16 protein-coding genes are annotated in these 17,961 nt (G+C 63.5%); 3 read left to right on the top strand and 13 right to left on the bottom strand.

Annotation, left to right across the window (positions count from 1 at the left end; genetic code table 11):
* Positions 1 to 13: 13 nt before the first annotated feature.
* The 6 genes from NDB2M4_RS16090 to NDB2M4_RS16065 all read right to left on the bottom strand — a co-directional run bounded on the left by NDB2M4_RS16090 (position 14) and on the right by NDB2M4_RS16065 (position 8,564).
* Positions 14 to 625: an Isoquinoline 1-oxidoreductase subunit gene (locus NDB2M4_RS16090; RefSeq protein WP_072376888.1), complete on the bottom strand. Its 612-nt coding sequence runs from the start codon at positions 623 to 625 to the stop codon at positions 14 to 16.
* A gap of 10 nt (positions 626 to 635) precedes the next feature.
* Positions 636 to 2,801 (bottom strand): xanthine dehydrogenase family protein molybdopterin-binding subunit, encoded by a 2,166-nt coding sequence (locus tag NDB2M4_RS16085; RefSeq protein ID WP_072376886.1) that lies wholly within the window; start codon positions 2,799 to 2,801, stop codon positions 636 to 638.
* Positions 2,802 to 2,803: 2 nt separating this feature from the next.
* Positions 2,804 to 3,262: a (2Fe-2S)-binding protein gene (locus NDB2M4_RS16080; RefSeq protein WP_072376884.1), complete on the bottom strand. Its 459-nt coding sequence runs from the start codon at positions 3,260 to 3,262 to the stop codon at positions 2,804 to 2,806.
* A 168-nt stretch (positions 3,263 to 3,430) separates the two neighbouring features.
* Positions 3,431 to 6,610 carry an efflux RND transporter permease subunit gene (locus tag NDB2M4_RS16075; protein WP_072376882.1) on the bottom strand — a complete coding sequence of 1,060 codons (3,180 nt, stop codon included), beginning with the start codon at positions 6,608 to 6,610 and terminating at the stop codon, positions 3,431 to 3,433.
* Between the two features lie 11 nt (positions 6,611 to 6,621).
* Entirely contained in the window at positions 6,622 to 7,818 is a 1,197-nt protein-coding gene (locus NDB2M4_RS16070) for an efflux RND transporter periplasmic adaptor subunit (RefSeq protein WP_072376880.1), read from the bottom strand.
* 71 nt (positions 7,819 to 7,889) lie between these two features.
* The gene (locus tag NDB2M4_RS16065) at positions 7,890 to 8,564 is read right to left on the bottom strand and encodes an FMN-dependent NADH-azoreductase (protein WP_072376878.1); all 675 of its coding nucleotides are present in this window, start codon (positions 8,562 to 8,564) and stop codon (positions 7,890 to 7,892) included.
* Between the two features lie 122 nt (positions 8,565 to 8,686).
* On the opposite strand from NDB2M4_RS16065, the gene NDB2M4_RS16060 reads away from it, so the two are divergent.
* On the top strand, positions 8,687 to 9,292 hold the full coding sequence (locus NDB2M4_RS16060; RefSeq protein ID WP_072376876.1) for a TetR/AcrR family transcriptional regulator: 606 nt from the start codon (positions 8,687 to 8,689) through the stop codon (positions 9,290 to 9,292).
* A gap of 25 nt (positions 9,293 to 9,317) precedes the next feature.
* Here NDB2M4_RS16060 and NDB2M4_RS16055 read toward each other — a convergent pair whose 3' ends face one another.
* Positions 9,318 to 9,707, bottom strand: coding sequence for a tautomerase family protein (locus NDB2M4_RS16055; protein WP_072376874.1), 390 nt, complete (start codon positions 9,705 to 9,707; stop codon positions 9,318 to 9,320).
* A 204-nt stretch (positions 9,708 to 9,911) separates the two neighbouring features.
* Here NDB2M4_RS16055 and NDB2M4_RS20295 point away from each other — a divergent pair, with 204 nt between their 5' ends.
* Positions 9,912 to 10,085: a hypothetical protein gene (locus tag NDB2M4_RS20295; RefSeq protein WP_171988128.1), complete on the top strand. Its 174-nt coding sequence runs from the start codon at positions 9,912 to 9,914 to the stop codon at positions 10,083 to 10,085.
* 15 nt (positions 10,086 to 10,100) lie between these two features.
* Here the strand turns inward: NDB2M4_RS20295 and NDB2M4_RS20290 are convergent, their stop codons facing one another.
* Entirely contained in the window at positions 10,101 to 10,265 is a 165-nt protein-coding gene (locus NDB2M4_RS20290) for a hypothetical protein (RefSeq protein ID WP_171988127.1), read from the bottom strand.
* Between the two features lie 216 nt (positions 10,266 to 10,481).
* Between NDB2M4_RS20290 and NDB2M4_RS16050 the strand changes: the two genes are divergently transcribed.
* Positions 10,482 to 11,411, top strand: a complete 930-nt coding sequence (locus NDB2M4_RS16050; RefSeq protein ID WP_072376872.1) for a glycosyltransferase family 25 protein — start codon at positions 10,482 to 10,484, stop codon at positions 11,409 to 11,411.
* A gap of 67 nt (positions 11,412 to 11,478) precedes the next feature.
* On the opposite strand, the gene NDB2M4_RS16045 is transcribed toward NDB2M4_RS16050, so the two are convergent.
* From NDB2M4_RS16045 to NDB2M4_RS16025, 5 genes are all read right to left on the bottom strand, one after another.
* Positions 11,479 to 12,540 carry a glycosyltransferase family 4 protein gene (locus tag NDB2M4_RS16045; RefSeq protein WP_072376870.1) on the bottom strand — a complete coding sequence of 354 codons (1,062 nt, stop codon included), beginning with the start codon at positions 12,538 to 12,540 and terminating at the stop codon, positions 11,479 to 11,481.
* Positions 12,541 to 12,758: 218 nt separating this feature from the next.
* Entirely contained in the window at positions 12,759 to 13,331 is a 573-nt protein-coding gene (locus tag NDB2M4_RS16040) for a sarcosine oxidase subunit gamma (protein ID WP_072376868.1), read from the bottom strand.
* A gap of 1 nt (position 13,332) precedes the next feature.
* Positions 13,333 to 16,341: a sarcosine oxidase subunit alpha family protein gene (locus NDB2M4_RS16035; RefSeq protein WP_072376866.1), complete on the bottom strand. Its 3,009-nt coding sequence runs from the start codon at positions 16,339 to 16,341 to the stop codon at positions 13,333 to 13,335.
* A complete protein-coding gene (locus NDB2M4_RS16030) occupies positions 16,341 to 16,637 on the bottom strand; it encodes a sarcosine oxidase subunit delta (protein WP_072376864.1) in 297 nt (98 codons plus the stop codon). The genes NDB2M4_RS16035 and NDB2M4_RS16030 overlap by 1 nt, the downstream gene beginning before the upstream one ends.
* 24 nt (positions 16,638 to 16,661) lie before the next feature.
* A complete protein-coding gene (locus NDB2M4_RS16025; protein ID WP_072376862.1) occupies positions 16,662 to 17,921 on the bottom strand; it encodes a sarcosine oxidase subunit beta family protein in 1,260 nt (419 codons plus the stop codon).
* Positions 17,922 to 17,961 lie beyond the last annotated feature (40 nt).

Raw genomic sequence — 17,961 nt, 5'->3', positions numbered from 1 at the left:
TCGCTGAGCGGTCTCATGTTGCCGGGCAAACAGCTCCGCTGTCCACCCACGCCTTTATGAGTTCGCCGAACTCCTTCTGCGTGCCGGGGGCCGGCGCGCGTCCTTTGCCGGGGTGCCATCCCCAGCCTACGAGGGAGTCTTCCGCCATATGATGAACGAGTTCTTCCATCGACTTGCCGCCGTTGCGGGCGGGGTCCTTGATCTGCTCGCAGATCTCGCCCAGCGACTTGCCGACCCATGCCATCTCGATAGGCGCCAAATGCCATTCGGGGTGGCCCGGGACGCCTGCCGGATCAAAGTTCTTCGGCCCATGGCAGGTCGTGCAGCGCATGCCGATGGCGCCGAAGTTGTCGACGCCACGCACCACCAGCGGCATGTGCGGATGGCGATCATCGCCCTGTGCGGGACGGTCTCCTGCCGGATGGCAGTTCATGCAGCGCGCATGCGTGATGACCTTGCTCGCCTCCTGAAACAACGCGAGCGAGCGCTGGCGCTGATCGGGGATTGAAGCGAAGGAATGCACCGACTTGAGCGTCATGACCTTGTCGGCCTGCTTGGCGGGCACCGCCGCGCCGACGGTCACGATGGCCGCCGCGCCGGCGAAGAGGATGAGCAGTCTACCCATGGTGACCTCCCTATGCCTTCGCGGCGGAATGTGAGAACGGCAGCGTGAAGACGTGCTGCCCCGTCAGCTTGGCCCAGGCGTTGGCGATCGCGGGTGCGATCGGTGGCGTCCCGGGCTCGCCGATGCCGGTGGGATTTTCCTTGGACGGCACGATGTGCACCTCGACGTCGGGCATCTCGTTGATGCGCAGGACGCGGTAGTCGTTGAAGTTCGACTGCACGACGCGGCCATCCTCCAGATCGACGGAGGCGAACATCGCCGCCGAGAGACCAAAGCCCATGCCGCCTTCGAGCTGTGCCGTGATCACGTCCGGGTTGATGGGGACGCCGCAGTCGGCCGCAACGACGACGCGTTCGACCTTTGGCAATCCGTCACTGCCGACCGACACCTCGACGACGTGGGCGACAAACGACTTGAAGGATTCATGCACCGCCAGCCCGCGTGCGCGGCCCTGCGGAAGAGGCGTACCCCAGCCGGCCTTCTCTGCGGCGAGGTTGAGCACGCCGAGGTGACGGGGATGCTTCGCCAGCAGCTTGCGGCGAATCTCCAGCGGGTCGACGCCAGCGACCTCGGCCAGCTGGTCGAGGAACGTCTCGGTGGAGAAGGCCGTGTGCGTCGAGCCGACAGAGCGCCACCACAGAGTTGGCACGCCGACGTCTGCCATGTGCGCCGACACCCGCAAGTTGGGGATCTGATAGGGCAGCGTGCTTGCGCCTTCGACCATGGTCTGGTCGATGCCGTCCTTGATCATTCCGGCCTCGAACGGCGATCCCTTCATGAAGGATTGGCCGACGATGACCTGATCCCATCCGCTGATGTTGCCGTCCTTGTCGACCGAACCGCGCAGCTTGTGAACAAAGATCGGGCGATAACGGCCGCCCTTGATGTCGTCCTCGCGCGACCACAGAACCTTGATGGGGCCCTGGTGCTTGGCGGACTTCAGCACCGCTGCCGCCTCCGCGGCCATGTCACCCGCCGGCGTTGCACGTCGACCGAAGCTGCCTCCGGCGAGCAGCGTCTTGATTTTCACCTGCTCGGGCTTGAGGCCAAGCACGGCTGCCGCGACTTGCTGATCGACAGTCTGGAGCTGAGAGCCAAACACGAGCTCGACGCCGCCGTCGTCCGTACGGTGGATGACGCAGTTGTTCGGCTCCATCGGCGCGTGGGCGAGGTAGGGGAAGACGTACGTTGCTTCGACGACCTTCGCGGCACCCGATATTGCGGCGTCGGCATTGCCGTCGTTGCGCGCGACGGTGCCCTGCTTGGCGGCGAGATCGACGTAATCCTTGATGATCTGCTCGGAGCTGCGCGCTTCCGTTCCAGTCTCGTCCCACTCCACCTTCAGGGCCTCGCGGCCGTTCTTGGCTGCCCAATAGCCGGTCGCGAGAACAGCGACGCCCTGCGGAACCGCGAATACCTCCTTCACGCCCGGCACCGCGAGTGCGGCGGTGGCATCGAACGATTTGACCTTGGCGTTAAAGCGCGACGGACGCTCGATCACGCACGTCAGCATGTCGGGCATCTTGACGTCGATGGTGTAGAGCGCCTTGCCGTTGGTCTTCTCGACGGTGTCGACTTTCGGCAGCTTGGCGGCGCCGATGAGCTTCCAGGCGTCCGGCTGCTTGGGCGTGAACGGGCCTTTGACCTCGGTCACCTGCGCCAGCTCTGCCAGCTCTCCGAACGTCGCCGAGTTTCCTGATGCGTCCTTGACGACGCCCTTCCCGATGGTGATCGAGGCCGGATCGACGCTCCACTTTTTCGCGGCGGCGGCGATGATGCGTGCGCGTGCCTCGGCGCCGGCAGCACGGAGCTGATCCCACGAGCTGGCCATCGCGGTAGAGCCGCCCGTGCCCTGAATGCCGAAGGCGGCATTGGCGTAAAGCTTCACATCGGCAGGGGCAGATTCAACGCGCATCTGGCCCCAGTCGGCGTCCAGTTCATCGGCGAGGATGGTGGCGACGCCGGTGTATGGCCCCTGGCCAAACTCGATATGCTTGCAGATGGCCGTGACAGTGTTGTCCGGCGCGATGCGGATGAAGGCATTCGGCGCGAAGTCGCCGCCCGGCTCCGCCGCCAGGGCGCGACCAGCGAGCGGGAGATGGAAACCGATGACGAGGCCGAGCGCTGAAGAGCTCTGAAGGAACTGGCGACGGCTTGCTTTGAGCGGAATGTTCATGATCAGCCCTCCAACCGCTGCGCCGCGTCGTGAATGGCGGTGCGGATCCGATGATATGTGCAGCAACGGCAGACGTTGCCGGTCATGGCGAGGTCGATGTCCTCGTCGGTCGGCTTGGGATTGAGGCTGAGCAGGCCGACTGCGGACATGATCTGGCCCGACTGGCAGTAACCGCACTGAGGCACATCGTGGGCGATCCATGCCGCGCGCACGGCTTCAACTTCTTTGCTGGCGGCGCCCTCGATGGTGGTGATGTCGGCGCCGTCGAGCGTCTCCATCGGCGAAACGCACGAGCGGCGCGGCTCGCCGTTGACGTGCACGGTGCAGGCGCCGCATTGGGCGATACCGCAACCGAACTTCGTGCCGGTCAGGCCCTGCTCGTCGCGCAGGAACCAGAGCAGCGGCATCGATGGATCGCCATCGAATTCAACCGGGTTGCCGTTGACTGTCAGCTTGATCATCTGGCGCCTCGCTGAGTTAGGATTTGGCTGGGTGCAGACGGATGGGGAATACCTGACCGATAACGTCGGTTCGGTGCTCGGAGGTTCCCTCGCGCTACAAAAAACACAGAACCGGCGCGCACATTGTTCGCCAAATTCGAAAGACGTATGCGCGCCGGCCTAATGCGATCATTCGGCCGGATGGATCTGTCCCGGCGTTTCGGCTTCTGCGTCACGGCGCTTGCTTGTGAGACCGGCGAGCCAGCGGCTGACCACGTAGAACACCGGCGTGAAGATGAGACCGAAGAAGGTCACGCCGATCATGCCGGCAAACACCGCCGTTCCCAGGGCCTGACGCAGCTCTGCACCGGCGCCGACCGCCCACACGAGCGGGACCACGCCGAGAATGAAGGCCAGCGACGTCATGAGGATCGGGCGCATGCGCAGCCGGGCCGCCTCGGTCGCGGCCTGCACCTTGGTGTGGCCGGACTCTTCGAGCTGAGCCGCGAACTCGACGATCAAAATCGCGTTCTTGGCGGCCAGACCTATGAGCACGATGAATCCCACCTGCGTGAGGATGTTGTTGTCCATCCCGCGCATGATGACGCCTGTGATCGAGGCGATGAGACTCATCGGCACGATGAGGATCACCGCGAGCGGCAGCGTGAGGCTCTCGAACTGGGCTGCGAGCACGAGGAACACGAACACGACGCCGAGCGCGAAGGCGAACACTGCCGTGTTGCCGGCGCGGATCTGCTGATAAGCAAGCTCGGTCCACTCGAAGCCGAAGCCCTGCGGCAACGTCTCGGCGGCCAGCTTCTCCATCATGTCGATCGCCTGGCCTTGCGAGAATCCAGGCGCGGCAGAACCATCGAGTTCGGCTGCGGGATAAAGGTTGTAGCGGGGCACGCGGGCTGGCGCGGAGATATCGTGCACGGTCGTGAAGCTGCCGAGCGGCACGGTATCGCCTGAAGAGTTGCGCACGCGCAGCTTCAGAATGTCCTTGATGTCCAAACGGTAGGGGCTATCGGCCTGCGCGGTGACGCGGAAGGTGCGCCCGAGCAGGTTGAAGTCGTTCACGTAAGCGGAGCCAAGGTAGGTCTGCAGCGCGGTGAACACATCGGAGATGTTGATGCCGAGCATCTGCGCTTTGACGCGATCGATGTCGAGATAGATCTGCGGCGTCGAGTTCTCGAACAGGGTGAACACCTGCTGCAGGCCGGGCGTCTGATTGGCCTTCACCATCATGGCCATGACGGCCTGTTGCAGGGCGGCCGGGCCATTGCCGCCGCGGTCCTGCACCATCATGCGGAAGCCGCCAGCGCTACCGATGCCACGCACGGGCGGCGGCGGCACGACGAGAACCATCGCGTCCTGAACCTGAGAGAATTTCTTCAGCAGCGCGGCGCGGATCGCCTGTGCCGACTGGTTCGGATCTTTGGCGCGCTCATCGAAGGGCTTCAAGGTGACGAAGATGGCGCCCGCGTTCGGCGCATTGGTGCGCGTCGCACCGGAGAAGCCGACGAAGTTCACCGCATGCGCAACGCCCGGCGTGTCCAGCGCCATTTCGACGAGGCGCTTGTTCACGGCGTCGGTGCGGGCCAGCGATGATGCGGGCGGAAGCTGCGTGACGGTGATGAGATAGCCGCCGTCGACCGCCGGAATGAAGCCGATCGGCGTCTTGCGGAATTCATTCATGCCATAAAAGATCACGCCCGCATAAACGATCAGCATAAGCACGGCGAAGCGCACGACCTTGCCGACCATCCAGCCGTAGCCGAACGACATCTTGTCGAACGACCAGTTGAAGGCGCGGAAGAACGTATTGATGGGCCACATGTACCAGGCGGTGCTGTGGCTCTCGGAGTGCGGCTTCAGCAGCATTGCGCAGAGCGCCGGCGACAACGTCAGCGAGACGACGAGGGAGATGAACGTTGCGCCGGCGATGGTGAGAGCGAACTGACGATAGAACTGGCCGGAGATGCCGGTGATGAATGCCGAGGGCACGAACACGGCACTGAGCACGAGCGCGATGGCGATCAGGGCCGAGCCCACCTCCTCCATGGTGCGGTAGGCGGCTTCGCGCGGACTGAGCCCGTTGGCCATGTTGCGCTCGACGTTCTCGACCACGACGATGGCGTCGTCGACAACGATACCGATGGCTAGCACCAGGCCGAACAGCGACAGGTTATTCAGCGAGAAGCCGAACAACGACATCAGGAAGAAAGTGCCGATGAGCGATACGGGGATAGCCACGATGGGAATGATCGCAGCTCGCCACGTCTGCAAGAACAGAATGACGACGAGCACGACGAGCACCACCGCCTCGAGGATGGTGTGCACAACGGCGTCGACCGACTGCTGAATGAAGTCGGTGGGGTTGTAGACGATGTCGTACTTCAGGCCCTCGGGGAAGTTCTTCGACAGGTCCGCCATCGTCGCCTTGATCTTGGCGGCGGTGTCGATGGCATTCGAGCCGGGCAACTGGAAGATGCCGAGGGCGACGGCGGGAGACTTGTCGAGATAGGAGATCACGCCGTAGTCGAGCGCGGCAAGCTCCACACGCGCCACATCCTTCAGGCGCACGACGGCGTCGTTGCTCTGCTTGACGACAATCTCGCCGAATTGTGCCGGGTCCGCGAGGCGCCCGAGGGTTTGCACCGATATCTGGAAGGCGGCAGGGTGATCCACCGGCGGCTGGTTCAGAATACCGGCGGCAACCTGCACGTTCTGGCGCTGCAATGCCGTGGTCACGTCGTTGGCGGTGAGGCCGAGCGACTGCAGCCGGTCAGGATCGAGCCAGACGCGCATGGAATAGTCGCGGCTGCCGAACACGGTGATAGAGCCGATGCCCTCGATGCGGCTCAACACGTCGACGACGTTGACGGAGGCATAGTTGGAAATGAACAGAGTGTCGCGCGAGGCATCGGGCGAATAGAGATGCACGACCATCATCAGGTCGGGCGAGGCTTTGGCCACCGTGACGCCGATGTTGCGCACGTCCGCAGGCAGACGGGGCTGGGCGATCGCAACGCGGTTCTGCACCTGAACCTGGGCGGTATCGAGATCGGTGCCGAGATCGAAGGTGACGGAGATCGTGAAGCGTCCATCAACCGTCGAGTTCGACGAGATGTAGAGCATGCGCTCGACGCCGTTGATCTGCTGCTCGAGCGGAGCAACGACGGTCGAGGCAACGACTTCGGCGCTGGCGCCCGGATACTGGCCCGTGACGTTGACGACCGGCGGAGCGATCTCGGGATACTGGGCGATCGGCAAGCGGAATACCGCCACGGCACCCAGGATGATGAACACCACCGAGATGACGCTGGCAAAGATCGGCCGGTCGATAAAAAAGTGCGAAAGTCGCATTCGCGCCTGCTCTAGTTGGTGCGGATGGAGGACGTGTTCGGCGTGGAGCCAGCATCAGCGGTGGCTTCCTGCGGTGTGACCTTGGCACCCGGGCGAACGCGCATCAGGCCATTGACGATGACCTTGTCGTTCGGCTCGATACCCTCGACCACGCGCATGCCGTCGACCAGCTGTCCGAGCGTCACGTACTTGGGCGTCGCGACGTTGTCGGGACCCAACACGTAGACGAACTTGCGGACCTGCTCGGTGGCGATGGCAGAGTCAGGCACAAGGAGCGCCGCCGTCGGCTCCGATGTCGAAACCTGAATGCGGCCGAACATGCCGGGGGTCAGCCTGCCGTCGGTGTTGGCAAATATCGCGCGACCGCGGATCGTGCCGGAGGATCGGTCGATCGCGTTGTCGACGAAGTCGATCTTGCCCTCGTGCGCGAACGTCTTCTCGTCGATGAGTTTCAGCCGCACGGGAAGCGTCATGCCGCGATCCGCCGCGCTGGAGGCTGCGGCGCCAACCATCCGCAGGTAGCGCAAGTAGGATGCCTCATCCATGGTGAACTCGAAGCGGATGGGATCGATCGAAGCGATCGTCGCCAGCAGCGTCGTGCTGCCGGAGGCACCGCCCGAAACGAGGTTGCCGACCGATACGCGGCGGTCGCCGATGCGACCGGAGACCGGGGCCTTCAACTCAGTAAAGCTGAGGTCGAGCTCGGCCTGATCGAGCGCAGCCTGCTGCGAGGTCAGCGCAGCCGCCGCGACGCGCGAGGCCTGAAGGCGCTGATCGAGCGCCTGTTGCGTGATGGTGGTGCCGGTACGCAGGCTTTCGCCACGCTTAAGGTCGCTCTCGGCATAGGCAAGGTTGGCCTTCGCCTGCTCGAGCGCCGCCCTCGCCTGCTGCACGGTCGCCTCGAATGGGCGGCGGTCGATGGTGAACAGAAGCTCACCCTCTTTCACCATCTGACCGTCGGTGAAGTGGATCTTCTCAAGGTAGCCGGACACGCGCGCGCGCACCTCGACGTAGTCGAGCGCGACGAAGCGGCCGACGTACTCGTCGTGATCCGTCACCTTCTTTTGCTGCGGCACAGCCACCGTGACCTGCGGCGGGGGCGGAGGCGCACCCTGTGCGCTGGTGTTCTGCTCGCCGCAGCCCGCCAGAGAAAGGAGCGTCATGAGCGCCAGAGGCAGGGCAAGGCGCGGGAAGACTGAGATCGCCATAGTGACCATTCGATAAGCTGAAGGGAGCGCGTCACGCGCTCCCGTGGGATGTCTTAGATTGCGCGGCCGGTTCAGGCGTGAGCCAGAACCCCGGCAACCGCTCCGGCTCGCCGCATGGCGGCATCCACCGCTCGTTCTGCAAACTCGGGACCAAGCCCCATGCCTTCGATCAAAATCGACTGCACGTCGGTTATGCCGACGAATTCGAGGACCGAGCGTAGATAGCTTTCGTCATGCTCGTGTGACCGCAGGGGACCGCCCGAGTAGATCCCGCCGCGCGCCAGAACCAGAATGGCGCGCCGCCCGCGAAGCAGGCCCTGTGACCCGTCCTTAGTGTAGCGGAAGGTGCGATCGGGGCGAACGACATGATCGATCCATGCTTTAAGCGTGGACGGGACGCCAAAATTAATCATTGAGCCGGCGATGACCACGACATCAGCCGCGAACAGCTCGTCGATCAGGGCGTCGGAACGCTCCACCTGGGCGCGCTGGCGCTCGGTGCGCGGCCCGGCGATGGAACGCGTCGCGGTGACGAAATCGTCATCGACATGCGGCAGAGGGTTGCGAGCCAGGTCACGAATCGTGACGGTGGCACCCGGGTAGACCTGCCGCAGTTCACGCAGGACGCGCATTGCGACGAGACTCGAGTAGGAGGTGTCCCGGCGAGGGCTGCTGGTGAGGCAAAGAATGTTGCCTCCTGCATCGTCCGCCACCAAACTATCGTCAACTATACTCGTTGGCTGCATGTTATGCTCGCAGTGATTTGTTGCGGCGCGAAACTTGGTACCTGACACGAGCCGCACTCTGTGTTACTGACCGGTAACTCGCACTGGTATACTGACCGGTAACACCCTATGTCAAGAGGGCCATGGTAAGCACTATTAACCGCACACCCGAGGCGTCGCCGCCTCCCCCGCGCGATCGCATTCTCAATGCCGCGCGGACGCTATTTTACCGCCACGGCATCCGCGCAGTCGGAGTCGAGGCGATCGCGGAGGCGGCCGCGACCAACAAGATGACCCTTTATCGGCACTTTGGTTCCAAGGACGAACTGATTGCTGCCTATCTCACCCAGCTCGCCCTCGAGGGCGATGGAGTCTGGGAGGATCTGGCGAGACTTCACCCGGGCGATCCGCACGCCCAGCTCGAAGGATGGGTGCGGTATGTCGAGCGCATCCTCACCGACGGCGGCGAGCGCGGATGCGCCATCGCCAATGCGGCGGTAGAGCTACGCGAGATCGATCACCCAGCACGACAGATCATCGAGGACTACAAGACCCGCAAGCGCAACCGCCTCGTCGCGCTGTTCCGCGAGGCGGGGTACGAAGAGCCCGACCAGCTCGCCGACGAGGTTTTCCTGCTATTTGAAGGGGCGCGGATTTCGCTGCAGTGCTGCTCCAACGGCCCCGCCCAGCGCGTCGTCCGCATGCTTCGCTCGCTGCTCGCCGAGCATATGCCGAAAAGCGCAATGTGACGACAATCCCGATTGAGATCAGCTTCTAAAGATCGCCTTCGAGGAATTGCGCGCGACCTAGGCCGAACGACCAGTCTTCGTCGGTGTTTTCGACAATCGAGACCATGACGTCGTTCGGCGATATTCCGCAGCTCTTTTCGAGCTCTTCTACCAGTAGACGGTAGAATTTCTGCTTCGCCTCCTTGCCCCGCGGCCGGCTGACGACCTGAACGACAACGACGTTGTCGCTGCGAGGAATGCCTAGGCCGGTATCCTCGATGATCATGCGCGAGGGCTTGTACTCATTGACGATCTGGTAGCGATCTCGCTCGGGCACCTTGAATGCCGCCAGCATGGCGCGGTGGGCGGCGTCCAGCATCGCATTCAGCTCCGCATCGGAGCGGCCTTCGAGGACGTTGAAATAAAGAAGCGGCATGGCACACCCGATCGATGGTTGGGGGCCCTGTTTATGCCGCCGCAACCGTCGAGACAACTCTACGTTTGCCTACATTGGCTGGGCTGGCGCGCAATCCTGACGCGGGGCGGGTTGCGCATTGTGATCGGCCGGCGAACGGCGGTAGTGTCACGCAAGTGGCGTATGTGAGCCCTGTCTCGAACGACGCGCGACGAGGAGCCATGGATGACGCGAGAGGAAGTTGAGAAGGCGCTGGCCGAAATGGAGCGGCTGCGAGAAGCTTCTCGTATTGCCGATGACGTCGATGAGCAGCGCCAGTACGCGAACGAATATCATCGCCTTTGGCGCCAGGTCCGGCCGTATGTCGAAGGCGAGCTGCCCTACAGCGGGGAGGAGTAGCCGCCTCGACGGGCGCTAGCGGGCCAGACCGCGGTACTGCTCGGCGAGCAGTTCACGCGCGTTGAGGACCAGGCAGCGAAGCCAGCACCCGAAGCCGAGGGTCTTTATATTCCAGATCACGGCCTGCGGCGTATAGAACAGAGCCGCTTCCTGATATGCCTTCAAAATCGCTTGCTGCATAAATTGCTCACCTCGTTGGCGTTGCAGCAAAAAGGGGTAAGCCGGGGGGCGGGGGGACGAGTGCGCAATTACCTCAATCCCCACTATGCACAGGTCAGTTCAGTTGCAGCTCCTCTAGCGGATTCACCAGATTTCTCTCGCGTCTGCCCAAGTCGAGCCCTAATATTGCGCAAAGGTATTAGTGGGTTGCGGGGGTATCGGTTGGAGTTGGCGCGTATGTCGCTGGAGGGCGCGGAGTCGGCTGATGGGGCCGCCGCCGCGAAAATCAGTAAGCTCGTTGGGTCCGCGTCGATCCCGACCTTCTTCATCAACAGAGATTGTGATGAAGAGCGGTGGAGTTCGGTCTGCGCGCATCTGTCCAACGCGAATATGACCGCCGAGCGCGTACCGGGGGTCGAAGGGCTGAATGTTCCCGACCAGTTTCGCGAATTCTTCTTCGAAGGCTCAGCGCTGCACTCGAAGCTGAAGCCTGGCGAGGTCGGTTGCTATGCAAGCCATCTCGTGGCGATGCAGCGCATGCTCGATCAGAATCTCGACTACGCGCTGATCCTCGAGGATGACGCCATCCTGCCGGCCGACACTGGGGAGATAGTGCGCGATGTCATCTCCTCGATGCCCAAGGGTTGGGATCTCGTCCACCTGTGCAAGGACAGCAACCGCGCCGTAAAAATCATCTCGGCGCTCGACGGCGACCGCCAGCTGGTGCGCTATTCGCGGGTTCCCGAGACGACGACCGGATATCTCGTCAGCCGATCGGGGGCGCGCAAGTTCCTCAAGCCGATGAAGCGCTATTGGCCAATCGACACCGACTTCCGCCAGCCTTGGCGCTTCGGGCTCGAGATCTATGGCGTGACGCCGTGCATCATCAAGCCTGAAGGCTTTGCTTCGGCGATCCACCTCATGGGCAATCACTCGCGCCTGCGCCGGGGGCTTCCTCTCCCGTCGCGCTATTGCTGGACTGGCAATCCGCTGCACACGCCGCGCGGGGTGCTGTTCAATCTGCGCACTCTCGGGCCGCTGGCGTGGGGCCGCTGCGCGCTGCGCAACGGCACGCGACGCATCGTCAAGATGCTGGGTTTGCAGCCGGTCGCAGAACGCGTGAGCATCAAGGGTGCAAACGCTATGGGCGGCGCCACGACGCCGTAGCGGGCGCGGCTTTTCCCCACTGGCTGGCTCGCGAATCCAGTGCTTTTGCCTTGCAGACCCGCCACCGCTACGCCGCGCGGGCTTCCGCGTGGCTGCAATCGCGTGCGCTTTGCGCCAGGGCAGTCATGCAGCGCTCCCACTCATCAGCGCACTGCTCCCAAGAAATGAGATCGGGATGGGACAGGCAGGCGCGATGATAGCGCTGCCACAAGGCGTCGTCGGTCAGGAGGCGGGTGATCGCGGCGCCCATTTTGCCTGTGGTCGGCTCGATGCAGCCGGTCTGATCATGGATGACACGCTCGCGTAGCGCACCAATGCCCATCGTGACGGTCGGCACGCCGCATGCCGCCGCCTCGATAGCGAGAAGGTTATAGGTCTCTTGCCAATGGCCGGGGGCGATGAACACTCGCGCAGTGCGCAGTAGGTCCATCAACTGCGTCCAAGGCACCGTTCCCCTGATCTCGATGTTGCTGTCACGCAGTTCTGCCGGCGTGCGACCGTCGAGGTGCTTGGGCTGGGCGTCAGAGGTGACAATCAGCTTTGCTTGCGGGACACGCGGATGCACGACATCGCACCATGCGCGGACGACCTTGCGGAGGTTGCGTCCGGGGTAAGACGCGAAAACAGCGATCGGCGGTGGCGGTGCGTCGCGAGCTGCACGCGCGTCCAGCAAATCTGCCGGCATACCGTGATGGATGATCGTGTCACCGGAACGCGGCAGCATCCATGATCGCTTGCGCGTATATTGCGACAGATGCACGAGATGCGGCTTGTGACGCCATTTTGCGAGAAGGTCTGCCTTGAGGTGGGTCCGAGCGAATCCCGGATTGTGGGTCCAGACCATTTTCACCGGCGCGGCGACACCATCGAAGGCTTTGGCGAAGTTGTTGCTGATGGCGACGTCGTAGGATTGCGCAAGCGCCGCGGCTGGGCTCGCAACCGTCACGTGGCCAATCCGAGTCGCGTCAGGCGCTTCGGCGCAAGTCAGCACCACCTCATGGCCGCGCGCGCCCAGCGCTTCCGCGAGATAGAGTGATGTGCGTTCGGCACCGCGAAGACCTTCGAGACTCGCGTAGTCGAAATCGCGAAACTCGTCCGCACGGGTTTTGTTGAGGAAGAGTATCCGCATGAAGTACCGGTCGTCCTGAGGGAAGGCAGCTCAGCCTCCACTAGCGGAGCGACTGGGCCGCCGCGAAGTCAATGCGGCGGCGAGACTGTCGTGAGTAAAGTCGGCAAATTGATGTGCAGAACGACGTCTCCATCGCGCAAGCATAGGCAGGCGCAACGCTTGGTTGAACGCCAGTCAGGTCGCGACGCAGGCCCGTTCCCGGGGCTGCCCCGGGGGCCTTACGCCGTTGCTGGCAGGGTTGCCTCGGCCGTCTCGATCAGCCAGTGCGCAAAGCTGTCGGCGTAGCTGCGGAACATGGCCAGCTCGAAGGTCGAAGCATCTTCCAGCTGCCACATGATCACACCGATGTGGCTTGCGTGCGTGATAGCAGCCGCGTTTGCGCCGAACGCGCGCGGGTGAAGATCGATGGGGATGCCTTTGGCCAGCACCTGGCGCGACAGTGGTCCCGACACGCGCACGACAACGCGACCATCCGATTGATCGACGACCGAGGCCATTGCGCTGAGAAGTGATTTCAGCTCGCGCTCCATATCGCGGTTGGCGCCGCGTTCAGCGACGGCCAGCCATTGATCGGGGCCTGCCCAGACAAAGGCGATACCCTTACCCGAAACGCGCGCGGGACGACGCGGCAGGTCGACGCCATAGGCGCTCTTGATAGTCGCCATGACGGCCTGCACCTGGTCCTTGCCGGCGGCAAAGCTCGCCATCGTCAGGTCCTCGCGCGGAGCCACAGAGAGGCTCGGTGTCGAGAGCGGGTCGAGGTGCGAGAACGCAGACGTTGGTTTCAGCATGTTAGCCACGGACGCGCGCTCCTTCGGGATCGACGAATACGGGTTTCACGACTTCGACGAGTGTGTCGCCGCCGCGCACGGGATCATAAGCGCGGACAATTTCGCCCACACGCTCAGGGCCATGCTTCAGGAAGCCGAGGCCGATCCAATGACCGTTGGAAGGCGAATAGGCGACCGAGGTCATATAACCTTCGTCATTGGCGGCGGTTGGGTTCGCGCCCTTGGCGAGGAAGTGAGCGCCCGAGCGCAACCTTACCGAGCGATCCACCGGCCGGAAGCCGATGAGCTGCGGGCGCTCGGGGTCAACGATGCCCGGTCTGGTGCCGAGGGTGCGACCGACGAAGTCTTTGGTCTTCGACACCATGCCGCCGAGGCCGACATCGCGCGGTGTCGTTGTTCCATTGAGTTCGGGCCCTGAGATGTGGCCTTTCTCGATGCGCATGACGCCAAGCGCCTCGGTGCCATAGGCGCAGGCGCCGAACTCGCGGCCTGCTTCCCACAGCTGGCGCATCAGTGCATCGCCGTAGCGGGCCGGAACGCCGATCTCGTAAGCGCGCTCGCCGGAGAACGAGAGGCGGAACAAGCGAGCTTTGACGCCGCCGCATACCGTGATCTCGCCCACTTGGAGATAAGGGAAGCCGGCATCGGAGATGTCGAACTCGGGGTCGACAATCTTTCGCAGTAGCTCGCGTGATTTCGGGCCGGCAACTGCATACTGTGCCCACTGCTCGGTGGCGGAGATGATCTGCACATCGAGCTCCGGCCATAGCCACTGGGCGCAGTACTCCATGTGCTGGAGTGCGCGCACGGCGTTGGCCGTGGTCGTCGTAATGAAGTATTGGTTCTCGGCAAAGCGCGCGACGGTGCCATCGTCGAACAGGATGCCGTCCTCGCGCAGCATGCCACCATAACGGGCCTTGCCGATCGCGAGACTTTTCAGGTTGTTCATGTAGACGCGTTCGAGGAACGCAGCCGCATCCTTGCCCTGCACGTCGACCTTGCCGAGCGTCGACACATCGCAGATGCCGACGGCGTTGCGCACGGTGTTCACCTCGCGCTTCACCGTATCCAGCCAGTCCTTCTCGCCCGGGCGCGGGAAATAGCTGGGACGCAGCCAAAGGCCGGTCTCGACGCATACGGCGCCCTGCTCCTTGGCCCACTTGTAGGATGGAGGCAGGCGGGTCGGCTTGAAGCTCTTGCCGCGGTGATGACCGGCAAGCGCGCCAACGGCAACCGGAACATAGGGCGGACGCGCGAGTGTCATGCCGGTCTGCGGAATGGTGCGGCCGGTGATATCCGCCATGATCGCGAGCGCGTTGACGTTGGCGGTCCGGCCCTGGTCCGTCGCCATTCCGAGCGTCGTATAGCGCTTCAAGTGCTCGACAGCGCGGAAGCCCTCGCGTTCGGCCAGCTCGACATCGGTATCGGTCACGTCGTTCTGGAAGTCGACGAAGGCCTTTCCGGAGTGATCCTCGACGCGCCATAGCGGGGCGATGCGCACGCTATCCTCGGCTGCCTTGGGAACGGGAATGCTTACGGACTTGGTTCCATTGGCAACGGCCGTGGCTCCAGCGTCGGCGCCACTGCCGAGGGCCTTGGGTAGCGAGAAATTTCCCGCTACCGCGCCGGCGAGCAACATGCCGGGCGGTAGCGAGCCTGGGAGGAAACAGAGCAGATCGTCATTCCACAGCGGCTTGCCGCCGACGTGGGTCGACAACTGTATATTGGGGTTCCATCCGCCCGAGACGGCGATGAGATCGCAGAACAGCCGGACTTCGGCTCCGCTCTGCGTACGGATGAGAGCACCGGTTACGCGCTTCTTGCCCAGGGCGCGCGTAACAACAGCACCCGATAGGAGCTTAGTGCCGGCGCTGCTGGCGATGCGCGAGATGGCTTCGGAAGGCTTGGGTCGAGAGTCGACGATTGCAACGACGTTTGCGCCGGCGTTGATGAGGTCGGTGACGGTGCTGACGGCGTAGTCGTTGTTGGCGAAGACGACGACGCGGTCGCCCGGCACAACGCCGAAGCGGTTGATGTAGGTGCGCACCGCGCCTGCGAGCATCACGCCAGGGCGATCATTGTCGCCGAACACGATCGGTCGCTCAGTCGCTCCGGTGGCCAGAACAGCGCGCTTGGCGACGATACGCCAGAGACGCTGACGCGGCTGATGCTTCTGCGGGACAGCAACGTGGTCGTTCACCCGCTCGAGGGCACCGTAAGTGCCGCCGTCGTAAGTGCCGAACACAGTCGTGCGGCGCAGAATGGTGACGTCGGGCCGGCTCGCCAGCTCGGCCTCCACGGAACGCACCCACTCGCGCGCCGGGCGGCCGTCAATGATCGAGCCATCGTCGATGGCGCGTCCGCCGAGCGCTGCCTGCTCGTCGACAAGGATGACGCGCTTGCCGGACTGCGCGGCTGCCAGGGCGGCCATGAGGCCGGCGGGGCCACCGCCAATGATGAGAACATCAGTGTGAGCCGTCGTCTTCTCGTAGACGTCTGGATCGGCGGCATCGGACGCGCGGCCAAGGCCGGCGGCGCGGCGGATCGCCGGCTCGTACAGCTTCTCCCAAAGGGCCGCAGGCCACATGAAGGTCTTGTAGTAGAAGCCGGCGACGAACACCTTCGACAGCAACGAGTTGATGCTCATGACATCGAAGTCGAGCGAGGGCCAGCGGTTCTGGCTCTTGGCTACGAGGCCGTCGAACAGCTCGGCCGTGGTGGCTTTGGTGTTGGGCTCGCGGCGAGCGCCATCACGCAGCTCGAGCAGTGCACTCGGTTCCTCGGAGCCGGCGCTCAAGATGCCGCGCGGACGGTGATACTTGAACGAGCGGCCGGCGAGCATGACGCCGTTGGCGAGCAGCGCGGAGGCTACGGTGTCGCCGGGGTGGCCTTTGTATGTCACGCCGTCGAACGTGAATTCGATGGTGCGGCGGTGATCGACGATGCCGCGGTCAACGAGGCGTTGCGGCTGGAGCGGATCGCGGCGCGGGGCTTCTTTCGTGCGGGCCATCAGGCGGACTCTTTCATTGCCTGGTTGTTGGCGAGTGCGACGTCCTTGGCCAGCTCGACGGACGAGATGGCGTGGGTAGAGATATCGCGGCTGACTACGAGCCAGGCGTGGCAGCCGGCGGCGTGGTACCAAAGCTCGCGATGCATTCCCGGCGGGTTGGTGCGCTCATAGACGTACTTTACGTAGTCCTCGCTCGCCGTCGGTGCGGAAGCATCCGGGCGCCGGACGGTGGCGTCGCCGGAGTAGATGAATTCGTCGAGGCTACGCTCGCCACAGTATGGACATGCGATGCGCATGGCTTTGCTCCCGGCACCTGTTGATCAGTGGAGGTTGGGCTGCGGGCCCATACCCTTTTCGTCGATTGCATGCCCCGTCGCGAAGCGATCGAGGCGATAAGCTTTGGCAGTCTCGTGCGGGGCATCGCGGGCGATGAGATGCGCAAAGCACACACCGGCAGCGGGGGTGGCCTTGAAGCCGCCGTAGCACCAGCCGGCATTGAGGTAGAGCCCAGGGATCGGCGTGTGATCGATGATCGGGCTGCCGTCCATGGACATGTCCATGATGCCGCCCCAGTTGCGCAACACGCGCACACGGCCGATGCGCGGCATCAGCGCCATGCCGCCTTCGCAGACATCTTCGACGACGGGCAGGTTTCCGCGCTGTGCGTAGCTGTTGTAGCCGTCGAGATCGCCACCGAATACGAGGCCGCCCTTGTCCGACTGGCTGATGTAGAAGTGGCCGGCGCCGAACGTCACCACGCCGTCAATGAATGGCTTGATAGCCTCGGTAACGAAAGCCTGGAGGACATGACTTTCGATTGGGAGCTTGAGACCTGCCATTGCAGCAACACGTGACGAGCTTCCGGCGACGGACATTCCGATCTTCTTTGCACCGATGAAGCCGCGTGACGTCTCGACGCCGACCGCCTTTCCGCCCTCGAAGCGGAATCCTTTGACCTCGCAATTCTGAATGATGTCGACGCCGAGCCGATCGGCCGCGCGCGCATAACCCCAAGCCACGGCGTCGTGCCGCACCGTTCCGGCGCGCCGCTGCAGCAGGCCGCCGTGGATGGGAAAGCGTCCGTTCTCGAAATCGAGGAACGGCACCATCTTGCGCACCGCCTGCTGATCCAACAGCTCGGCGTCGACTCCGTGCAGGCGCATGGCATTGCCGCGGCGCGCAAAGGCGTCACGCTGGGCGTCGGAGTGGTAGAGGTTGAGCACTCCGCGCTGGCTGACCATCGCGTTGTAGTTGATCTCCTGCTCGAGCTGCTCCCACAGTTTCATGGAGAGCTCGTAGAAGGGAATGTTCCCGGGAAGCAGATAGTTGGAGCGGACGATCGTGGTGTTGCGGCCGACGTTGCCGCCGCCGATCCAGCCCTTCTCCAACACCGCGACGCGCGTTATGCCGTACATCTTGGCGAGGTAGAATGCCGTCGCCAAACCGTGGCCGCCGCCGCCGATGATGACGACGTCATAGTCGGGCTGCGGGGTGGCGTTGCGCCAGGCGGGCTTCCAACCGGTATGCCCACGAAGGGCCTCGCGCAGAACCGAGAATATCGAGTAGTGATCGCTGGCCATGGGTCCAATCCATCGTGATTGGTTCACCAATACGCCGGGG

The sequence above is a fragment of the Hyphomicrobium sp. NDB2Meth4 genome, assembly GCF_900117445.1.
In the GTDB taxonomy this organism is placed as follows: domain Bacteria; phylum Pseudomonadota; class Alphaproteobacteria; order Rhizobiales; family Hyphomicrobiaceae; genus Hyphomicrobium_A.
The sequence above is the reverse complement of the archived record's forward strand: the minus strand, read 5'-3'. Positions and strand labels throughout refer to the sequence as shown.